We start from the raw sequence: 17698 nt of genomic DNA on the forward strand, positions 1-17698 counted from the left end.
CCAAAAATTAACTACCGTGTGCCGGTTGGGGTAGCATGTGCCACACCCCCGCCCCGCCCAGGAGACAGCGATGCCCCATGAACGCCGCCACTTCGTCCGCGTTGGTTTTGATGCGCCGGCCCTGCTGACCACGGCCACCGACGCATTCAGCGTGCATGTGCTGGATTTGTCGCTCAAGGGCGCGTTGATCATGGTGCCCGCGCAGGCCACGCTGGGGCAAGGCACGTTGTGCCAACTGACCATCCCCCTGGCCGACACCGGCAACCACATCGCCATGTCCACCGAGGTGGCCCACGTGCAAGGCCTGCACACCGGGCTGCTGTGCAAGGGCATTGACCTGGACAGCGTCACCCACCTGCGCCGTCTGATCGAGCTGCAACTGGGCGACCCCGCCCTGCTGGAGCGGGACCTGGGCGAACTGACCATGGCTGGGGCGGCGCACTGACGGCCGCCGCAGGGCTCGTCACCGCCGCCGCCGCGGCACCTCTTTTCTTCTTGGCGCGTTTGTCAAATCGGCGGGTGCCGACCCGTCACTGCGCTTCGTGCTCCTGCAGCGCGCGCCACATCACCTTGCCGCTGCCGCTCTTGGGCAACGCCGGCACAAACTGCACGATGCGCGGCACCTTGTAGACGGCCATGTTGTCGCGGCACCAGTCGATGATCTGCTGCTCGGTCGTGTCCTTGTGGGTAGCGCGCAGCACCACCACCGCCTTGACTGTCTCGCCCCGGTAGCTGTCCTTGGCCGCGATGATGCAGGCCTCCTGGATCGCAGGGTGGCGGAACATCAACGCCTCGACCTCGGCCGGCCACACCTTGAAGCCGCTGGCATTGATCATGCGTTTGAGCCGGTCGGTCAGGAAGAAGTAACCGTCCTCGTCCATGCGCCCCAGGTCGCCCGAGCGGAAGAACCGTTTGCCCTCGAACTCGATGAAGGCTGACGCCGTGGCATCGGGCCGCTTCCAGTAGCCCTCGAACACCTCGGGGCCATGGATGATGATCTCGCCCTGCTCGCCCACGGGCAGCTCCTGCAGCGTGTCGGGGTCGATCACCCGCGCATCGGTGCTCATGAACGGAATGCCCAGGCACTGCTGCTTGGGGTGGTCCGGCGGGTTGGCGTGCGACGGCGCCGCCGTTTCGGTCAGGCCATAGCCCTCGGCATACCGCAGGCCATATTGCTCCAGAAGGCGCTGCGCCACGGCCTGCGGCATGGCCGCCCCCCCGCCACCGATATAGGCCAGGCTGGAGAGGTCATAGCTGGCAAAGTTCGGACTGCCCAGCAGGTCGATGACCATGGTGGGAATGTTGGTCCAGGTGGTGACCTGGTAGCGCGATATCAGGCGCCCGGCCAGGTCGCGGTCCCAGCGAGGCATGATGACAAGCGTGGCGCCGCAGTAGATCGACGTGTGCATCACGCTCACCATGCCGGTGATATGGAACATGGGCACCACCGCCAGCGTCACATTGTCGGCAGACCCATTGCCCCATAGGCTGGCGGCCACCGTGTTGTGCATGATGCTTTTGTGCAGGTGCATGCAACCTTTGGGCAGCCCCGTGGTGCCACTGGTGTAGGGCAACAGCGCCAGGTCGGCCGGGCCTACCAACAAAGCGGGGGGCGCATCAGTACAAGCCAGGGCATCTGCCCAGGCGTGGGCTTGCCCACCCTCCAGTGCCGGCAAGGGGTGGCGCGTGCCCAGCCAGTCCATCCACGCCTCGGGCGGCGCATCCATGCCGGTCACGGCCACGTCAAACGTATCCGAGAACTGCGTGACCACCAGATGCGCCAGCCGCTCGCCAGGGGCCAACGCATTGCTGGCCTTGGCCATCTCCGGGGCCAGATCACCGGTGGTGATCGCCATCTTGGTATCGGGATCGGTGATGTAGTGCTTGAGCTCTTCGGCCCGGTTCATCGGATTGACCGGCACCACCACCGCATTGGCCCGCAGGATGGCGAAATGCGCCATCACCAGCTGCGGGCAGTTCTGCATGCACAGCACCACACGGTCACCACGCTGCACCCCCAGCTGGGCCAACCGCGCAGCCAGGCGCTCCGCGCCTTCCATCAGTTGCCGGTAGCTGACCGTGGTGCCGAAAAACACCAGCGCCGCCTTGTCAGGGTAGCGGCGTGCATTGGTGGCCAGGTTGTCCCACAGCGAGGTGGCAGGCAGTGTGATGGCGTGGGGAAGGCGGCGGGGCCAGAATTTGTAGTGAGGGCGCATGGGGCAGACAGACTCCTTGTGCCCTCCAGCCTAGATGCCCCGCCCTGCTCGGGCAATGGGGATGCCCCGCGCCCGCGTCACCAAAGTGACCCCAGGCCCCAATGATCATGCCCGCCGCAGCACTATCCGGTGATCGTCTTCACCTCTCCAGCGGGCAGGATACGGGCCTCGATCACTGAAAACGAGCCCCCGCCAGAAGCACGTGCCGAACCGAGAAGCCGGCGGCTAACAGCAGGCTGTGAAAATCCGTCGCCGTGCGCACGCTGCCCATCAGGTCCGACCAGACTCCCAAGGCTTGCTGCGACCACCACTGCGCATGCGAACTCAGTCCCAGTGCGGCATCGCGGCGCAGCAGATCGCCGGTTGTGGTCAGTCTGCACTGCCCGTGGCCGTCAAGACCCAGCACGCCCAGCGCGGCGAGGCCGCGCAACAACCGATGCAATGCGTCTGCATCGCAGTCACAGACCTTGGCCAGATTGACCACCTGCGTCACGCCCGAGGCCACATGGTCCGCCAGACCCAATCTGGCCGCCACGCCGATCGCTTGCATGGCCCAGCTACCGCCAATCAGCTCCAACAGCTGGTGCGCAGCGGCGCGCTGCTCGGCAGTTGCCAATGTCTGCATGGTCACTGCACACTCCCTCGAAATGGACAAGCTCAAAGCCATTCAGTATTTCCTCGCCGCCACGCAGGCAGGCAGCCTGTCGGCTGCTGCGCGCCAGCAGAATGTGAGTTTGCAAGCCGTGGCCAAGCTGGTGGGAGCGCTCGAAGCACAGCTCGGCACCAAGCTGTTCCAGCGTGGGAGTCGCGGGCTCGCGCTGACCGCCGACGGCGTGCAGTACGCCGAGGCCTGCGCGCCGTTGCTGGCGCAATTGCAGGCTGCCGATGACGGGCTGCGTCAGGCCCGGCAGCGCCCGCAGGGCACGCTGGTGATCGGCGGTACGCCTTTCTTCCTGCAGCACTTTGTCGTGCCGGCACTGCCGGCCTTTCACGCCAACCATCCAGACCTGACGATCGATGTGCGCACCGTCGTCCATCTGGAAGAGACCGCCGCGCGCGAATGCGATCTCCTTGCTCTGCATGGATGGTTCGAGGCCCGCGACTGGGTTCGAAGAGAGTTGCCGGTAATGCCTCAGGTCACGGCAGCCACTTCCGCATACTGGAAGCGCTACGGCACGCCGCGTCACCCTAGTGATCTTGCCGACCACAATTGCCTCTGCTACCGCAACCCCTACGGCAAGCTGCTGGACCTTTGGCGATATGGCCAGACTGGCAAACAGGGCCACGTTGTCGAGCAGGTGGTTGTGCGGGGCTGGCTGCATTCGAACCATCGTGACCACCTGCTTGAACTGGCTTTGGGGGGCGCAGGGGTGATGCGGATTGCACATGTCTCAGGGCACGTTGATCCAACCCGTGGGTTGCTGGTGCCGGTGCTGCTGGACTGGGAAGTGCTTGACCCACCGCCGCTGGCCCTGTATTCCCGCCCCGAACTGCGCAGAACCTTGCGCTTGCGTGTCTTTGCAGATTTTGTTGCGGCCCGCTGCGCCGATCTGGCGCAACAGACAACGGCCCTGGGACAGTCGAGCGTTGACAGCAGGCCCGCATGGCACCATGGCAGCAGTCGGCGCGCATCGAGCTGGCTGACCCAGCGCTGAACACCTTCACGCAATCAATCGATGCTGGCGCCAGTCTCCCGGACGTACTGAACATATTGGGCCTCCGCTTGCAACATCAGTTCGCGGGTCTCGGACGGTGCGCGTGCAGATCCAAAGATCATCAGCTGCTCCATTTCCTGCCTGAAGTCGCTCGTCTGAACGGCTTGGCGCACAGCAGCGGACAGGCGTTCAACGATTTCCGAAGACAGTTTGGGAGGTCCCAGCAGGAAGTGCGCCGTGATCAGCGGGCCCGCCGAGACCCCGGACTCGGCCAATGTAGGTACCGCCGGCAGCGAGGCGATGCGTTCGGCCATGCTGCAGCCGAGCATCGTCAGACGTCCTGACCGGACATGGGGCATGCTCGCCCCCAGCGGCAAAACGGCCGCCTGCACGCGCCCCTCCAGCAGGTCCGGCATCATCTGCGGAGCGCCCTTGTAAGGCACACGCTCCAGCTTGAAGCCCAGCGCGCCAGTGATCTGGCCCGCCACCATGTCCTCCGAGACATTGTTAGAGCCACGCATCAGCGGTTGCGCGCTGGCTTTTGCGTAGGCCGCAAACTCGGTCAGCGTCTTGGCTGGCAAGCTGCCGGGCACAACCAGGCATTGCGTGTTGCCACCGAGGGTCGATATCGGCGAGAACTCCATGAGGGACTTGTAGGGTGCCGCCTTGCTCAAGTGCGGCAGGCCCGCGTTGGAGGCCAGGGCAAAGAGCAAGGTGTAGCCGTCCGGAGCAGCACCCAGCACCGCACCCGCGCCGATCCCGGTGTTGCCTCCAGGGCGGTTCTCCACCAGTACCTGCTGGCCGAGCCCCGCACTCAAACCCTTGGCCAGCGCACGCGCCGCGGCATCGCTCGGACCGCCAGCGATGATCGGAACGATCAGCCGAATGGGCTTGTTCGGATAGGTGGTCTGTGCCCCGGCCGAAGCCGTCAGTATCGTCAGCACGCCCACCACAATGCCTGTCTTCAGTCGGTTCATTGCATGCCCCCAAACAGAGTCAATGGAGCGCAGTATGGACGGCAGAAGCCACGCAAGGAAGACGATTGACGTTGTGGCTGGCCTGAACTTCTGGTTCAGCCTGCGTCTTGAACAAAACTGCGATACAAGCGCCTCAATGCCGCACGCCGAGGGCGGCAACTACCAGCCGCCAAGATGCCGAAGTGCGGCGGTGGGGCCACCGCAGACAACTGGCACTACCTTGCAGCCGCCCGCCCCGTAGCAGCACGCACACACCTTATGCAGGCGCCGGTCGCGATCGGTTCACTGAGCCAACGTTCTCCCACCCCGGGCCGAGACGAAGGCTTCTTTTCTCCATTTCAGCTCTGAATTTGCGCCCACAGCTTGTCCAGCCGCTTGACGCTCACCGGCTGCGGCGTGCGCAGCTCTTGCGCGAAGAAGCTCACGCGCAGTTCCTCCAGCAGCCAGCGCAGCTCTTGCATGCGCGCATCCACCGCGCCCTTGCGCTCGGCGACCAGGCGCCAGTAGCGCTGCTCTTGCGGGCGCAGTTCGGCCAGTTTGGCGGCGTCGCGGGCAGGGTCGGCGCGGTATTTGTCCAGCCGCAGGGTGATCGCCTTGAGGTAGCGGGCGTAGTGGGCCAGTTGCGCCCAGGGGGCCACCGCGATGAAGTTCTTGGGCACCAGGCGTTGCAACTGTTGTTGCGCGTCGGCCGTCGCATCTGGGGCGTTCTTGGTGTCCTTGATCTTGCGGGCAGCGGCGGCGTATTCGGTGAGGATGGTGGCGGCCAGGCGGGCCACCTCGTTGGCGATCAGTGTGAGGCGGCCCCGGCCCTCCTCCACACGGCGCTTGAAGGCGAACTCGTCGGTGGGCAGCGGGTCGAGCAGGAAGGCGCGGTCCAGCGCCACGTCGATGATCTGGGTGCGCAGCTCTTCCTGCGTGCCCAGGGGCATGTAGGCCACGGCCATTTTCTGCAGGTCGGGAATGTTCTTTTCCAGGTACTTGAGCGCGTCCTTGATCTGCAGCGCAAACAGGCGGCGCAGGCCGGCGCGGTGCTTGGCAGCGGCCACCTCGGGCTCGTCGAAGACCTCGATGGTCACAGCGTCGCCGCCATCGATGAGGGCCGGAAAGCCGATCAGCGTCTGGCCAGCCTTCTTGATCTCCATGAGTTCGGGCAGCTCGCCGAATGTCCAGGTGGTGTAGCGCTGGCCAGCGGGTGCCGATGGGGGCGCGTTGGCAGGCTTGACGGCGGCAGGGGGCGCACCCTTTACTCCTGATTTGATAGCACCTTGTGCATGATTCTCTAGCGCTTGCGGCGCTTTTTGCTTCGAATCCGCTGTATCGGCGGCTGTACTGCCCAATTTGAGCCCCGCCAGCGCCTGGAAGGCCCCCCGCGCCTTGGCACCCCACTCCGCCTTGAGCGCGCCCAGGTTGCGACCATGGCCCAGCTGGCGGCCGTGCTCGTCCACCACGCGGAAGTTCATGAACAGGTGGGGGCTGAGCATGTCGAGCTTGAAGTCGGCGCGCTTCACGTCGAGCGAGGTTTCGTCGCGCACCTGCTTGAGCAGCACATCGGTCAGGCTGCCCGTGCCAAAGCGCTCGGGTGCGCCCAGCAGCTCGGCCAGGCGCGTGGCGCTGTCGGGCAGCGGCACAAAGCGGCTGCGCGGGCGCTGGGGCAGGCTTTTGAGCAGGGCCTGGATCTTGTCCTTGAGCATGCCGGGCACCAGCCACTCGCAACGCTCGTCGCTCACCTGGTTGAGCACAAAGAGCGGGATGGTCACGGTGATGCCGTCACGCGCATCGCCGGGCTCGTGCAGATAGCTTGCAGCGCAGTCCACACCGCCCAGGCGCACCGTCTTGGGAAAGGCGTTGGTGGTGATGCCTGCAGCCTCGTGGCGCATCAGCTCCTCGCGGGTGAGCTTGAGCAGGTCGGGTTGCTTTTTGCTTTCTTCGCGGTACCAGGCCTCAAAACTATGGCCGCTGCACACCTCGGGCGGCAGTTGCTGGTCGTAGAAGGCGTAGATGAGTCCGTCGTCCACCAGCACGTCCTGGCGGCGGGACTTGTGCTCCAGCTCTTCCACCTTGGCGATCATCTTCTGGTTGGCAGCCAGGAAGGGCAGGCGCGTCTCCCAGTTACCGCCCACCAGGGCTTCGCGGATGAACACCTCGCGCGCAGCGTGTGGGTCCACCTTGCCAAAGTTCACGCGGCGGTTGTTGTAGACCACGATGCCGTAGAGCGTGGCGCGCTCCAGCGCCACCACCTCGGCGGACTTCTTCTCCCAGTGCGGGTCCAGCAGCTGCTTTTTGAGCAAATGGCCGCCAATCTGCTCCAGCCACTGCGGCTCGATGGCGGCGATGCCCCGGCCAAACAGGCGCGTGGTCTCGACCAGTTCCGACGCGATGATCCAGCGGCCGGGCTTTTTGTTCAGGTGCGCGCCGGGGTGCTTGTAGAACTTGATGCCACGCGCGCCCAGGTACCAGTCTTCCTCGTCGCTCTTGCAGCCTACGTTGCCCAGCAGCCCGGCCAGCATGGACAGGTGCAGCTGCTCGTAGCTCGCGGGTTGCGTGTTGATCTGCCACTTGTGCTCGGTCACCACCGTGAGCAGCTGGGTGTGGATGTCGCGCCACTCGCGCAGGCGGCGGATGCTGATGAAGTTCTGGCGCAGCAGCTGCTCGTACTGGCGGTTGCTGAGCTTGTGGGTGGCGGCCGGGGCCACAGCGGCGCTTGCAGGTGCACGAGGCGCTGCCGCTGGGCTGCCCCCGCCGCTGCGCTGCGCCACCGGCAGGTACGCCTGCGAAGGCGCCTTCTGCGCGGCCATGGCCTTTTGCGCGCGGGCCGACGGCAGGCTGGGCGCCCCGCCCCGGGCTTCGTTGATCCACTTCCACAGCTTCAGATACCCGCTGAACTCGCTCTTGTCGTCGTCGAACTTGGCGTGCGCCTGGTCGGCCTGCTGTTGTGCCTCCATGGGGCGGTCGCGCACGTCCTGCACGCTCAGTGCGCTGGCGATGATGAGCACCTCGTCCAGCGCCTTGCGGTCGCGCGCCTCGATGATCATGCGGCCCACGCGCGGGTCCAGCGGCAGGCGCGACAGCTCCACACCCATGGGGGTGAGTTCGTTCGCATCGTCCACCGCACCCAGCTCGGCCAGCAGCTGGTAGCCGTCGGCAATCGCGCGGCCCGAAGGCGCCTCGATGAACGGGAACTGCGTGACATCGCCCAGGTGCAGCGACTTCATGCGCAGGATGACGCCCGCGAGCGAGCTGCGCAAAATTTCGGGGTCGGTAAAGCGCGGGCGGCTGTTGAAGTCCGCTTCGTCGTACAGGCGGATGCAGATGCCGTTGGCCACGCGCCCGCAGCGGCCCGCGCGCTGGTTGGCGGCGGCCTGGCTGATGGGCTCCACCAGCAGCTGCTCCACCTTGCTGCGGAATGAATAGCGCTTGACGCGCGCTGTGCCTGCGTCGATCACGTAGCGGATACCCGGCACCGTGAGCGAGGTCTCGGCCACGTTGGTGGCCAGCACGATGCGACGGCCGGTGTGGCCGTCAAAGATGCGGTCCTGCTCGGCCTGACTGAGGCGCGCAAACAGCGGCAGCACCTCGGCATTGCGCATCACGGGCTGGTGCGAGAGGTGCTTGCGCAGGTGGTCGGCAGCCTCGCGGATCTCGCGTTCACCGGGCAAAAAGACCAGGATGTCACCCGCCGCATTCCCCTGCCACAGCTCGTCCACGCCATCGGCAATGGCCTCGTTCAGACCGTAGTCGCGGCTCTCTTCAAACGGGCGGTAGCGCTGCTCCACCGGAAACGTGCGGCCCGACACCATGATGACCGGGGCCGGACCCTTGGCGCTTTCAAAGTGTTTGGCAAACCGGTCCGCATCAATCGTGGCCGACGTGACGATGACCTTCAGGTCCGGCCGGCGCGGCAGGATCTGGCGGATGTAGCCCAGCAGAAAGTCGATGTTGAGGCTGCGCTCGTGCGCCTCGTCGATGATGATGGTGTCGTAGGCCTTGAGCAGCGGGTCGGTCTGCGTCTCGGCCAGCAAGATGCCGTCAGTCATGAGCTTAACGGACGCATCGCGCGAGAGACGGTCCTGGAAGCGCACCTTGAAGCCCACCACGTCGCCCAGCGGCGTGTTCAGCTCTTCGGCAATGCGCTTGGCCACGCTGCTGGCCGCAATGCGGCGTGGCTGGGTGTGGCCAATCAGTTGCCCTTTCTGTCCCGGCTTGGCATTGCACTTGCCACGGCCCAGCGCCAGAGCAATCTTGGGCAGCTGGGTGGTCTTGCCCGACCCCGTTTCACCGCACACGATGATCACCTGGTGCTTGGTGATGGCCTCCATGATCTCGTCGCGCTTGCCCGACACCGGCAACGACTCGGGGAACGTGATGCGCAGCGGCGCTGGCGGCGCGGCAGGTGCAGGTGCAGATACGGGTGCTGGAGCAGGAACGCGGGACGACGCAGGCAAACGCGGATCAGAAGAAGACATAGGCCCGCATTATCGATAGCAGCACCCTGCCCCCTGCGCTGCATCTGTGCTTTTGGTACGACATTTCGCCGCGTTTTCAGCGCTTTTCGTTGCCAAAGCCCGCCAGCGCCGCCAAAATCGCGCCCATTCTTCGCAAGCCCCTGTTCAGCGCCACCCTCGGCGCACGGCCCGAACGAACCCCTGGAGGTCCCCGACATGTCTGCCCTTTACGCCGCACCCGTCTGACCACAGTCCACCGCCCCGGCTGGACTGTGCACACACAGTTCAGCCATGGCAAATGCACCCGCGCGCTCTTTCACGCGCTCCGCAAGCCCTGGCTCCATCGCCGGGGTTTTTTGTTTGTGGAGTACGTGCACACCATGAGTGCCAAAAAACTGTCTCGGGCCTTCGCCCAGGGTGAAATCAAGAAGCTGCGTCGCATGAAGCAGCCCCTGGTGCTGAAGCTCGAAGCCTCGGGCCCGCCCCGAAACCCTGTGGCCGCAGCGCTGGCCCAACGCAGCCTGTCCAGCGCGGCAGGCAAGCACATCCGAACCCGTGGGGCCCAGCGCCGTGCGGACAACGTCGCCCTGCGCAAGGCGATCCAGAACCCCTTTTTGAACGATTGACATGAATCCCTTCAACAACCCACTGCCGCCACACCAGCGGCATCCCACGCCGCATCCGACGCTGGCCGGTGCGCCAACGCTGGCAGCGCATCCATCCCCGATGCACTCAGCGCACCCTGTGCGTGCCCAGACAGCCGCGCCCATCGCGCCAGTTGCCAGCAGCGCAGAGCTGGCCCAGCGCCAGCAGGCTTTGGCCCGCGCGGCGTTGCAACTGAAAGCCGAGCTTTTCGGCATCGACGACGTGATCGACCGCGTGATCAATGCCATCCGCGCCTGGTACGTGCTGCCGCAGCTCATCACCCGGCCGGTCATCGTCTGCCTGTGGGGCCTGACCGGCACGGGCAAGACGCAGCTCACTCGGCGGCTGGCCCAGCTGCTGGGCTTTTACGACCGGTTTGTGGAAGTGCAGATGGACGGCTTCAGCCACGGCGCGAGCTACCGCAGCTCGTCCATCTCGGGCATGCTGGGCGACTCGGGCATCCATGAAGGCATGCCGGGCATCCTGGTGCTGGACGAGTTCCAGCGGTTTCGCACGGTGGACACCAAAGGCGCCGACGTGAAGGTGGAGCGCTACCAGGACGTGTGGACGCTGCTGTCCGACGGGCGCCTGCCACCCGCGTTGAGCGCGCTGTCCAACATCGAGCGCAAGCTGGCCGATGCGCACTACGAGGCTGAGCGCGCCGAAGATGGCGACGACGACCGCGCAGGCAAGAAACCCTACCGCTTTCAGCTGGACGCCTGGGATGCGCAAGAACTCAAGCGCATGCTGAAGCTGCAGGAGCCGCTGTCCGCCATCATGCAGTGGCCGCCCGCCAAGGTGCAGGCGCTGTTTGCCAGCTTTCAGCAGTCCAGCCATGCGTGGGAGACCGACTACAGCAAGCTGCTGGTGTTTGTATGCGGCAACCTCGACGAGATGTACCACGAGACCGCACAGCGCGTGGAAGACTGCGACACCGATGCCGACATCTTTCACCGCCTGACGCGCAAGCTCTCGCTCATCGATGTGAAGAAGGCGCTGGGCGAGCGCTTCAAGCCCGAGCAGATCGCACGGCTGGGCAATGAACATGTGGTCTACCCGTCGTTCAGCAAGGCGACGTATGAGCGCCTCATCCATAACCTGTGCACACGCTATGTGGACGATATTGCAGCGCAGTGTGGCGTGCGGTTTGCCATCGGGCAGGATGTGCTGAGCGAGCTGTATGCCAACGCGGTGTTTCCTGCGCAGGGCACGCGGCCACTGTTCTCGTCGGTGCATGCGATCCTGAGCGCCAACCTGGTCAACGCGGCGTTGTGGGTGGTGCAGGAGCAGCTCTCAACGGACCAGGAGTTCGCCATTCACCTGGCGCCCGACAAGCGCCACCTGCTGGTGTCGGGCCAGGGGCCGGAGGGCGCAGTGCAGGCCGCGTTTGCGGTGACGCTGGAGCTGAACCGGCTCAAGCAACGTGCCAATGCAGACTTTCGGGCCCTGCTGGCAGTGCATGAGGCGGGCCACGGGCTGGCGTACTGCGCGTTGTTCGGCCATGCTCCGCAAGAGGTGAAGATCAACATCGCCTCGTTCGAGGGCGGCTACAACAGCTTCTCCAGCCTCAAGGCCACCACGCGCCAGAACGCGCTCGACATGATGTGCGTAGGCCTGGCAGGCCGCGTGGCAGAGGAGCTGGTGTTTGGCGAAATGGCCTGCACCACCGGGGCCGAGCAGGACTTCAAGCAGGTGACGGCCGAGGCGGCGCGATACATCCGCCACCATGGCTTTGGCGCGCGGCTGGCCCGCACCGATGTCACCGTGGAGATGGACAACCATGTCAACACCGACATCGGCCCGAGCAACGAGGCCATCGAGGCGCTGATGCTGCAGCAATACCAGCGCGCCCAGGCGCTGCTGACCACGCACCACGAGGCACTGGGGCGCACGGTGGACGCCTTGCTGGAACACGGCACCATCGCCCCCGCGGAGATGGTGGCGCTGCTCCAGGGCTGCCGCATTGCGCTGGCCCCCCCCTCAGATGCCGCAGGCACCCTGCCCGAAGAAGGCCTGGTGCTGGAGCCTTTTGGTGCCAAACTCAGCGCGTTTCGCGCGCGCGGGGCGGCGTCCGCTGCACCCCAGCTGGCGTAACACCCAGCACGAAGGCGAAGGACCAAGGATCGACATGGCCAGCGGGTTTTCCGAGTCCGGTGACGGGCTGCACTACGCCGAGCACATCTCGGTGCCGATGCGCCTCTTTGTGGGCGCCATTGCGCTGGGCATGTTCCTGATTCCTGTTCCCTTTGTGATGCACGCCACGGCCCGGACCCCGTGGCTGCACCTGCTGTTGGCCGCCGCGTGTGTGGTGGCGGCCTGCGCCATGGGTGCGCTGTTTCTGGCGATTGCTCTGGGGCGGGTGCTGACCCTACATTTCGACCCAGCCAGGCGCCAGGTGCGGCGCACCTCGCGCTGGCCGCTGGTGGGCCGCACTGTGCACATTGCGTTTGATCGCTTTGCACCACCAGAGGTGGTGGAACGCACCTCAGAAGACGGCCCCTACCATGTGCTGCGCCTGACAGTGCGTGGCGAGCGCCCCATGCACCTGGGCGGGTTTGACCGGCGGGAAGATGCCGAAGGCTGGCGAAGCCGCATCGCGGCGCTGTTCGAGGGTCACCCTGGCTGAGCGTGCAAATCCCAGCACCCGGTCCCTAAGGACACTTATCATTCGCTCCTCGCGCATTACCACCACTGCCCCAAACACCTTTCTCCATGTCCGCCGTCTTCAATTTCACCTTCGTCCCCTGGTTCCGCTCGGTGGCGCCCTACATCCACAAGTTCCGCAACCAGACGTTTGTGATCGGGCTGACGGGTGAGGCGATTGCGGCCGGCAAGCTGCACAGCATTGCGCAAGACCTGGCGCTGATCCAGGCCATGGGCGTGAAGATCGTGCTGGTGCACGGCTTTCGCCCGCAGGTGAACGAGCAGCTGGCGGCCAAGGGGCATGCGGCCAAGTACTCCCATGGCATCCGCATCACTGACTCCGTGGCACTCGATTGCGCGCAGGAGGCCGCCGGACAGCTGCGCTACGAGATCGAGGCAGCGTTCAGTCAGGGCTTGCCCAACACGCCGATGGCGGGCGCCACGGTGCGGGTGATCTCGGGCAACTTTCTCACGGCGCGGCCCGTGGGCATTGTGGATGGGGTGGATTTTCAGCACTCGGGCCTGGTGCGCAAGGTGGACGTGGCCGGCATCCAGCGCACGCTGGACATGGGCGCGCTGGTGCTGCTGTCGCCGTTTGGCTTCTCGCCCACGGGCGAGGCCTTCAACCTGAGCATGGAAGAAGTGGCCACGAGCGTGGCCATTGAGCTGCGGGCCGACAAACTCATCTTTTTGACCGAGGTGCAGGGCATCCGCATGTCGCCCACCGAGCCCGAGAGCGACGACAACCCCATCGACACCGAGCTGCCGCTGGCCGCCGCGCAGGCGCTGCTGGCCCAGTTGCCCCCGGCGCAGCAGCCCACCGACACGGGCTTTTACCTTCAGCACTGCGTGAAGGCCTGCAAGGCCGGCGTGGAACGCAGCCACATCCTGCCGTTTGCGGTGGATGGCTCGCTGCTGCTGGAGGTGTATGTGCACGACGGCATCGGCACCATGGTCATCGACGAAAAGCTCGAAGAGCTGCGCGAGGCCACGATTGATGACGTGGGCGGCATCCTGCAGTTGATCGAGCCCTTCGAGAAGGATGGCACGCTGGTCAAGCGCGACCGCACCGAGATCGAGCGCGACATCGCCACCTACACCATCATCGAACACGACGGCGTGATCTTTGGCTGCGCGGCGCTCTACCCCTACCCCGAAGCCAAGACCGCCGAGATGGCCGCGGTGACGGTATCGCCGCAAAGCCAGGGAACGGGCGACGGCGAAAAGCTGCTCAAGCGTATCGAGCAGCGCGCGCGCCTGCTGGGGCTGGACAGCATCTTTGTGCTGACCACACGCACCATGCACTGGTTCATCAAGCGCGGCTTCTCGCCGGTGGACCCGGACTGGCTGCCCGACGCCCGCAAGCGCAAGTACAACTGGGACCGCAAGAGCCAGGTTCTGGTCAAGAAGCTCTAAGAGCGGGTGAAAGTCTCGCGCGCGGCCGCCACGGCGCGCGCCACCTGCGCAATCGCCGCATCCCGCTGCTCCGGCGACGCCTTGGAGCGCGTGAGGTAGCAGGTCACCAGCACCGGCGCGCCGCCGTCCTGCGGCCACAACACGCCAATGTCGTTGGCCGTGCCGCTCTCGCCCGCCGTGCCCGTCTTGTCGCCCACCCTCCAGCCCGGCACACCGGCGCGCAGGCGTTTGTCGCCCGTGCTCGTCTCCACCAGCCACCGCTGCAGCCAGGCCCGGGACATGGGGCTGAGCGCGTTGCCCAGCACCAGTTTCTGCATGGTCTGCAGCATGGCAAGCGGCGTGGTGGTGTCGCGTGGGTCGCCCACGGCAGCCTCATTCAGCGTGGGCTCGGTGCGGTCCAGCCGCGTGACCTCGTCACCCAGCGAACGCACGAACGCGGTGAACCCGGCCGGGCCGCCATGGCGGGCCAGCAGCACATTGGCAGCGGTGTTGTCGCTCAGGCTGACGGTGGCAGAGCACAGCTCACCCACCGTCAGGCCGCCACCATCGCCCGCGCGCGGGCCGCTGACGGGCGAGTACGCCACCACGTCGGTGGCCGGGTAATGCACGCGCGCATCCAGTCGCTCGTTGCCCTGATCTACCAGAGCCAGCATCCAGCCGGCCAACACCAGCTTGAAGGTGCTGGCCATGGCAAAACGCTCGTCCTGCCGCCAGCCCAGCGCCAGGCCCGACCCGGTATCGAGCATGGCCACCCCCAGACGGCCCTGGGCGGAGCGTTCGATGCTGGCGAGGGCATCGTTCCATGCGCTGGCGGTCTGCTCGCGGCGGTCTGAGTTGCTGGCAGCTGCACAACCCCATAAAGGCATGGCCGTGGCGGCCATCAAACCCAAGGAAAACTGTCTTCTTTGCATATCGATTGAAAGCGTAGTGGGGAACAAGGCCCGAACGATACGGAGGTTCAGCCCCCAGCACCATCGACAATAATTGCCAAAAGCCCCAAGAAAAACTTTGACCTTTTGGCAATATGCACCTGCCGCTCAACGCCCTGCGGGCCTTCGAGGCCTCGGCCCGCCACCTGAACCTCACGCGCGCCGCCCAGGAGCTGCACGTGACCCAGACCGCCGTGAGCCAGCACATCCGCAAGCTGGAGGACCGTCTGGGCAAGCCGCTGTTCCGCCGCCTGCCACGCGGCCTGGCGCTGACGGACGAAGGCCAGGCCCTGCTGCCGGTGGTGGTGGAATCGTTTGGCAACTTGCAGCGCGCCCTGGAGAAGCTGGGCGACACCCGGCCGCGCGAGGTGCTGACCGTGGGCGCCGTGGGCACGTTTGCAGTGGGCTGGCTACTGCCCCGGCTGCGCGACTTTCAGCAGACCTGCCCCTTTGTGGACCTGCGCCTGCTCACGCACAACAACCGGGTGGACATGGCGGGCGAAGGGCTGGACTACGCCATCCGCTTTGGCGACGGGGCCTGGCACGGCACGCAGGCCGACCGCATCATGGATGCGCCCATGTCCGTGATGTGCTCGCCCGCCTTGGCCCACGGCCTGCGCACGATGGCCGACCTGGCGCGCCAGCCCTTGCTGCGCAGCTACCGCACCGACGAATGGACGGCCTGGTTCGAGGCTGCGGGTGCGCCATGCCCCGTGGTGCGTGGCGCGGTGTTCGACTCGTCACTGACGCTGGCCGAGGCGGCGGCGCAGGGCGCGGGCATGGCACTGTTGCCAGTGAAGATGTTCGCACGCGAACTGCAGCAGGGCCGCCTGGCGCAGCCCTTTGCGCAAGAGCTGCACCGGGGCGCCTACTGGCTGACCCGCTTGCAATCGCGCACCACCACGGGGGCCATGGCAGCGTTCCGGGACTGGCTGATGTCACAGGCCAGCGTCACAGTGGGTGCCGGGGCTGAAGAATTGGGATGATTTTGGCCGGTAGCGCTAGTGGATCATGCGCCAGAAGCTATCAATTACATAGCAAACGTAGGCCGTGATGCGCGGGGTGCAGCGGTGTCAAAACCCCATCGCCGCCACATCCACCCCGTCCACCTGCCCCGCATCCAGAAACTGCTGGCCATAGCGCAGGTACACCCCTTCGCGCACAAACACCTCGAACAGGTCGGGGTCGATGTGCCCGTTGTCCCGCATCCTGCACATGATGGCCAGCGCCTGCGACAGGGTCATGCCACTCTTGTAGGGCCTGTCTGCGGCCGTCAGCGCCTCAAAGATGTCGGCAATGCCCATCATGCGGGCCTGCAGCGACATCTGCTGGCGCGTGAGGCCACGCGGATAGCCCTTGCCGTCCATGCGTTCGTGGTGGCCGCCTGCATATTCGGGCACGTTCTGGAGGTGGCGCGGCCAGGGCAGCGTCTCCAGCATCTTGATGGTGGCGACGATGTGGTAGTTGATGGTGTCGCGCTCGGCCTGGTTCAGCGTGCCGGAGCGGATGGTGAGGTTCTCCACTTCCTCGGCCGTCAAAAAGCTCGTCTGCACACCCTGCGGGTTGCGCCAGTGGCGCATGGCGGCAATATCGCGCACACGCTGCTGGTCTTCGGGGCGCATGGCCTCGGTGCCGGTGTTGCTGCGGCGCAGAAACTCGCGGTCTTCCTCCAGCGCATGGATCTCGTGCTGCAGGGCCTGCAGCTCCTGGCCTTCAGCCCGTGCATCCACCACCGGACGCAACGCCAGCTGGCGGCGCAGCGCGGCCAGTTCGGCATCGCGCTTGAGCACTTCAAACCGCGTGTCCACCAGGCCGATGCGGTCGTAGATGGTCTGCAGCTTGGTGGCCTTGTCCACCACGTGCACAGGCGTGGTGATCTTGCCGCAGTCGTGCAGCAGGCCCGCCATCTTGAGCTCGTAGCGGTCGCGGTCGCTCATCTTGAACGCGGCCAACGGCCCTTCGCGGGTGGCATCCACAGCCTCGGCCAGCATCATCGTGAGGGCGGGCACGCGCTGGCAGTGGCCGCCGGTGTAGGGGGACTTTTCGTCGATGGCCAGGTTGATCAGGTTCACGAACGACTCGAACAGGCGTTCAAGCTGGGTGATGAGCAGCCGGTTGGTGAGCGCAATGGCCGCCTGCGAGGCCAGCGACTCGGCGAGGCTCTGGTCGGCCTGCGAGAAGGTGATGACCTCGCCCGTGTCCGGGTCGCGCGCATTGATGAGCTGCAGCACGCCGATGAGTTCGAGGTCGTGGTTCTTCATCGGCACCGTGAGGAACGACTGCGACCGGTAGCCCGTGCGCTGGTCAAACGCGCGTGTGCCCGAAAAATCAAACCCTGCCGCGCTGTAGGCGTCGGCAATGTTCACCGTGCGGTCGTGGATAGCCGCGTGGGCCGCCACCAGCGAATCATTGGGCCCGCCGTCGGCCGTGCGCAACGGTAACAGCGGCAGGTCGATGGGTTTGCCCGTGGTACCCCCCAGGTTGATGCCCAGCGAGTCGGTGCGCAATATCTCGAACTTGAGGGCCGACTGGTCTTCCGTCACGCTGTAGAGCGTGCCGCCGTCGGCCCCGGTGATGGTCTTGGCGGCCTCCAGGATGTTCTCCAGCAGCCGGTCGATGTCCCGCTCGCGCGAGAGCGCAGCGCCAATGCCGTTGAGCTGCTCCAGCCGACGGAACAGATTGAGAGTGGATTCCTTGCTCATGCGACCACCTTGCAAGCAGCGTTGGTAACCCCGCATCGTAACGAAAGGTGACAGCTATCATCCCCCTTCCTGT

At 65.6% G+C, this 17698-nt stretch carries 13 protein-coding genes; 7 read left to right on the forward strand and 6 right to left on the reverse strand.

Features of this window, described 5'->3' with window-relative positions; all coding sequences use genetic code 11:
• Nucleotides 1-70: 70 nt before the first annotated feature.
• Nucleotides 71-445 carry a PilZ domain-containing protein gene (locus C8C96_RS17210; RefSeq protein WP_056067655.1) on the forward strand — a complete coding sequence of 125 codons (375 nt, stop codon included), beginning with the start codon at nucleotides 71-73 and terminating at the stop codon, nucleotides 443-445.
• A gap of 85 nt (nucleotides 446-530) precedes the next feature.
• Here C8C96_RS17210 and C8C96_RS17215 read toward each other — a convergent pair whose 3' ends face one another.
• Nucleotides 531-2216 carry a long-chain fatty acid--CoA ligase gene (locus tag C8C96_RS17215; protein WP_121943085.1) on the reverse strand — a complete coding sequence of 562 codons (1686 nt, stop codon included), beginning with the start codon at nucleotides 2214-2216 and terminating at the stop codon, nucleotides 531-533.
• Between the two features lie 172 nt (nucleotides 2217-2388).
• Complete coding sequence (locus C8C96_RS17220; RefSeq protein ID WP_158605769.1) at nucleotides 2389-2847, reverse strand: hypothetical protein; 459 nt, start codon at nucleotides 2845-2847, stop codon at nucleotides 2389-2391.
• Nucleotides 2848-2863: 16 nt separating this feature from the next.
• Between C8C96_RS17220 and C8C96_RS17225 the strand changes: the two genes are divergently transcribed.
• On the forward strand, nucleotides 2864-3871 hold the full coding sequence (locus tag C8C96_RS17225) for a LysR family transcriptional regulator (RefSeq protein WP_158605770.1): 1008 nt from the start codon (nucleotides 2864-2866) through the stop codon (nucleotides 3869-3871).
• A 14-nt stretch (nucleotides 3872-3885) separates the two neighbouring features.
• Here the strand turns inward: C8C96_RS17225 and C8C96_RS17230 are convergent, their stop codons facing one another.
• Together C8C96_RS17230 and hrpA are read right to left on the reverse strand one after the other, a co-directional pair.
• On the reverse strand, nucleotides 3886-4848 hold the full coding sequence (locus C8C96_RS17230) for a tripartite tricarboxylate transporter substrate binding protein (RefSeq protein ID WP_121943088.1): 963 nt from the start codon (nucleotides 4846-4848) through the stop codon (nucleotides 3886-3888).
• 338 nt (nucleotides 4849-5186) lie between these two features.
• A complete protein-coding gene (hrpA, locus tag C8C96_RS17235; protein WP_370107360.1) occupies nucleotides 5187-9311 on the reverse strand; it encodes an ATP-dependent RNA helicase HrpA in 4125 nt (1374 codons plus the stop codon).
• Between the two features lie 359 nt (nucleotides 9312-9670).
• Between hrpA and C8C96_RS17240 the strand changes: the two genes are divergently transcribed.
• The 4 genes from C8C96_RS17240 to argA all read left to right on the forward strand — a co-directional run bounded on the left by C8C96_RS17240 (nucleotide 9671) and on the right by argA (nucleotide 13994).
• Nucleotides 9671-9916 carry a hypothetical protein gene (locus C8C96_RS17240; RefSeq protein WP_015014345.1) on the forward strand — a complete coding sequence of 82 codons (246 nt, stop codon included), beginning with the start codon at nucleotides 9671-9673 and terminating at the stop codon, nucleotides 9914-9916.
• A gap of 1 nt (nucleotide 9917) precedes the next feature.
• A complete protein-coding gene (locus C8C96_RS17245; protein WP_121943089.1) occupies nucleotides 9918-12029 on the forward strand; it encodes an AAA family ATPase in 2112 nt (703 codons plus the stop codon).
• 34 nt (nucleotides 12030-12063) lie between these two features.
• Entirely contained in the window at nucleotides 12064-12561 is a 498-nt protein-coding gene (locus C8C96_RS17250; RefSeq protein ID WP_121943090.1) for a hypothetical protein, read from the forward strand.
• A gap of 86 nt (nucleotides 12562-12647) precedes the next feature.
• Nucleotides 12648-13994 carry an amino-acid N-acetyltransferase gene (argA, locus tag C8C96_RS17255; protein WP_015014347.1) on the forward strand — a complete coding sequence of 449 codons (1347 nt, stop codon included), beginning with the start codon at nucleotides 12648-12650 and terminating at the stop codon, nucleotides 13992-13994.
• On the opposite strand, the gene bla is transcribed toward argA, so the two are convergent.
• Nucleotides 13991-14905: a class A beta-lactamase gene (gene bla, locus C8C96_RS17260; RefSeq protein ID WP_121943091.1), complete on the reverse strand. Its 915-nt coding sequence runs from the start codon at nucleotides 14903-14905 to the stop codon at nucleotides 13991-13993. The genes argA and bla overlap by 4 nt on opposite strands.
• Nucleotides 14906-15018: 113 nt before the next feature.
• Between bla and C8C96_RS17265 the strand changes: the two genes are divergently transcribed.
• Nucleotides 15019-15909: a LysR family transcriptional regulator gene (locus tag C8C96_RS17265; RefSeq protein WP_121943092.1), complete on the forward strand. Its 891-nt coding sequence runs from the start codon at nucleotides 15019-15021 to the stop codon at nucleotides 15907-15909.
• Nucleotides 15910-15996: 87 nt separating this feature from the next.
• Here C8C96_RS17265 and C8C96_RS17270 read toward each other — a convergent pair whose 3' ends face one another.
• The gene (locus tag C8C96_RS17270; RefSeq protein ID WP_121943093.1) at nucleotides 15997-17625 is read right to left on the reverse strand and encodes an HD family phosphohydrolase; all 1629 of its coding nucleotides are present in this window, start codon (nucleotides 17623-17625) and stop codon (nucleotides 15997-15999) included.
• Nucleotides 17626-17698 lie beyond the last annotated feature (73 nt).

The sequence above is a fragment of the Acidovorax sp. 100 genome (assembly GCF_003688355.1).
Taxonomy (GTDB): Bacteria; Pseudomonadota; Gammaproteobacteria; order Burkholderiales; family Burkholderiaceae_C; genus Acidovorax; species Acidovorax delafieldii.

Excerpts from the sequence above, each read along its gene's own strand:
- C8C96_RS17210 (WP_056067655.1), top strand. The coding sequence starts at position 71 with ATGCCCCATGAACGCCGCCACTTCGTCCGCGTTGGTTTTGATGCGCCG.
- C8C96_RS17215 (WP_121943085.1), bottom strand. The coding sequence starts at position 2,216 with ATGCGCCCTCACTACAAATTCTGGCCCCGCCGCCTTCCCCACGCCATC.
- C8C96_RS17225 (WP_158605770.1), top strand. The coding sequence starts at position 2,864 with ATGGACAAGCTCAAAGCCATTCAGTATTTCCTCGCCGCCACGCAGGCA.
- C8C96_RS17230 (WP_121943088.1), bottom strand. The coding sequence starts at position 4,848 with ATGAACCGACTGAAGACAGGCATTGTGGTGGGCGTGCTGACGATACTG.
- hrpA (WP_370107360.1), bottom strand. The coding sequence starts at position 9,311 with ATGTCTTCTTCTGATCCGCGTTTGCCTGCGTCGTCCCGCGTTCCTGCT.
- C8C96_RS17240 (WP_015014345.1), top strand. The coding sequence starts at position 9,671 with ATGAGTGCCAAAAAACTGTCTCGGGCCTTCGCCCAGGGTGAAATCAAG.
- C8C96_RS17245 (WP_121943089.1), top strand. The coding sequence starts at position 9,918 with ATGAATCCCTTCAACAACCCACTGCCGCCACACCAGCGGCATCCCACG.
- C8C96_RS17250 (WP_121943090.1), top strand. The coding sequence starts at position 12,064 with ATGGCCAGCGGGTTTTCCGAGTCCGGTGACGGGCTGCACTACGCCGAG.
- argA (WP_015014347.1), top strand. The coding sequence starts at position 12,648 with ATGTCCGCCGTCTTCAATTTCACCTTCGTCCCCTGGTTCCGCTCGGTG.
- bla (WP_121943091.1), bottom strand. The coding sequence starts at position 14,905 with ATGCAAAGAAGACAGTTTTCCTTGGGTTTGATGGCCGCCACGGCCATG.
- C8C96_RS17265 (WP_121943092.1), top strand. The coding sequence starts at position 15,019 with ATGCACCTGCCGCTCAACGCCCTGCGGGCCTTCGAGGCCTCGGCCCGC.
- C8C96_RS17270 (WP_121943093.1), bottom strand. The coding sequence starts at position 17,625 with ATGAGCAAGGAATCCACTCTCAATCTGTTCCGTCGGCTGGAGCAGCTC.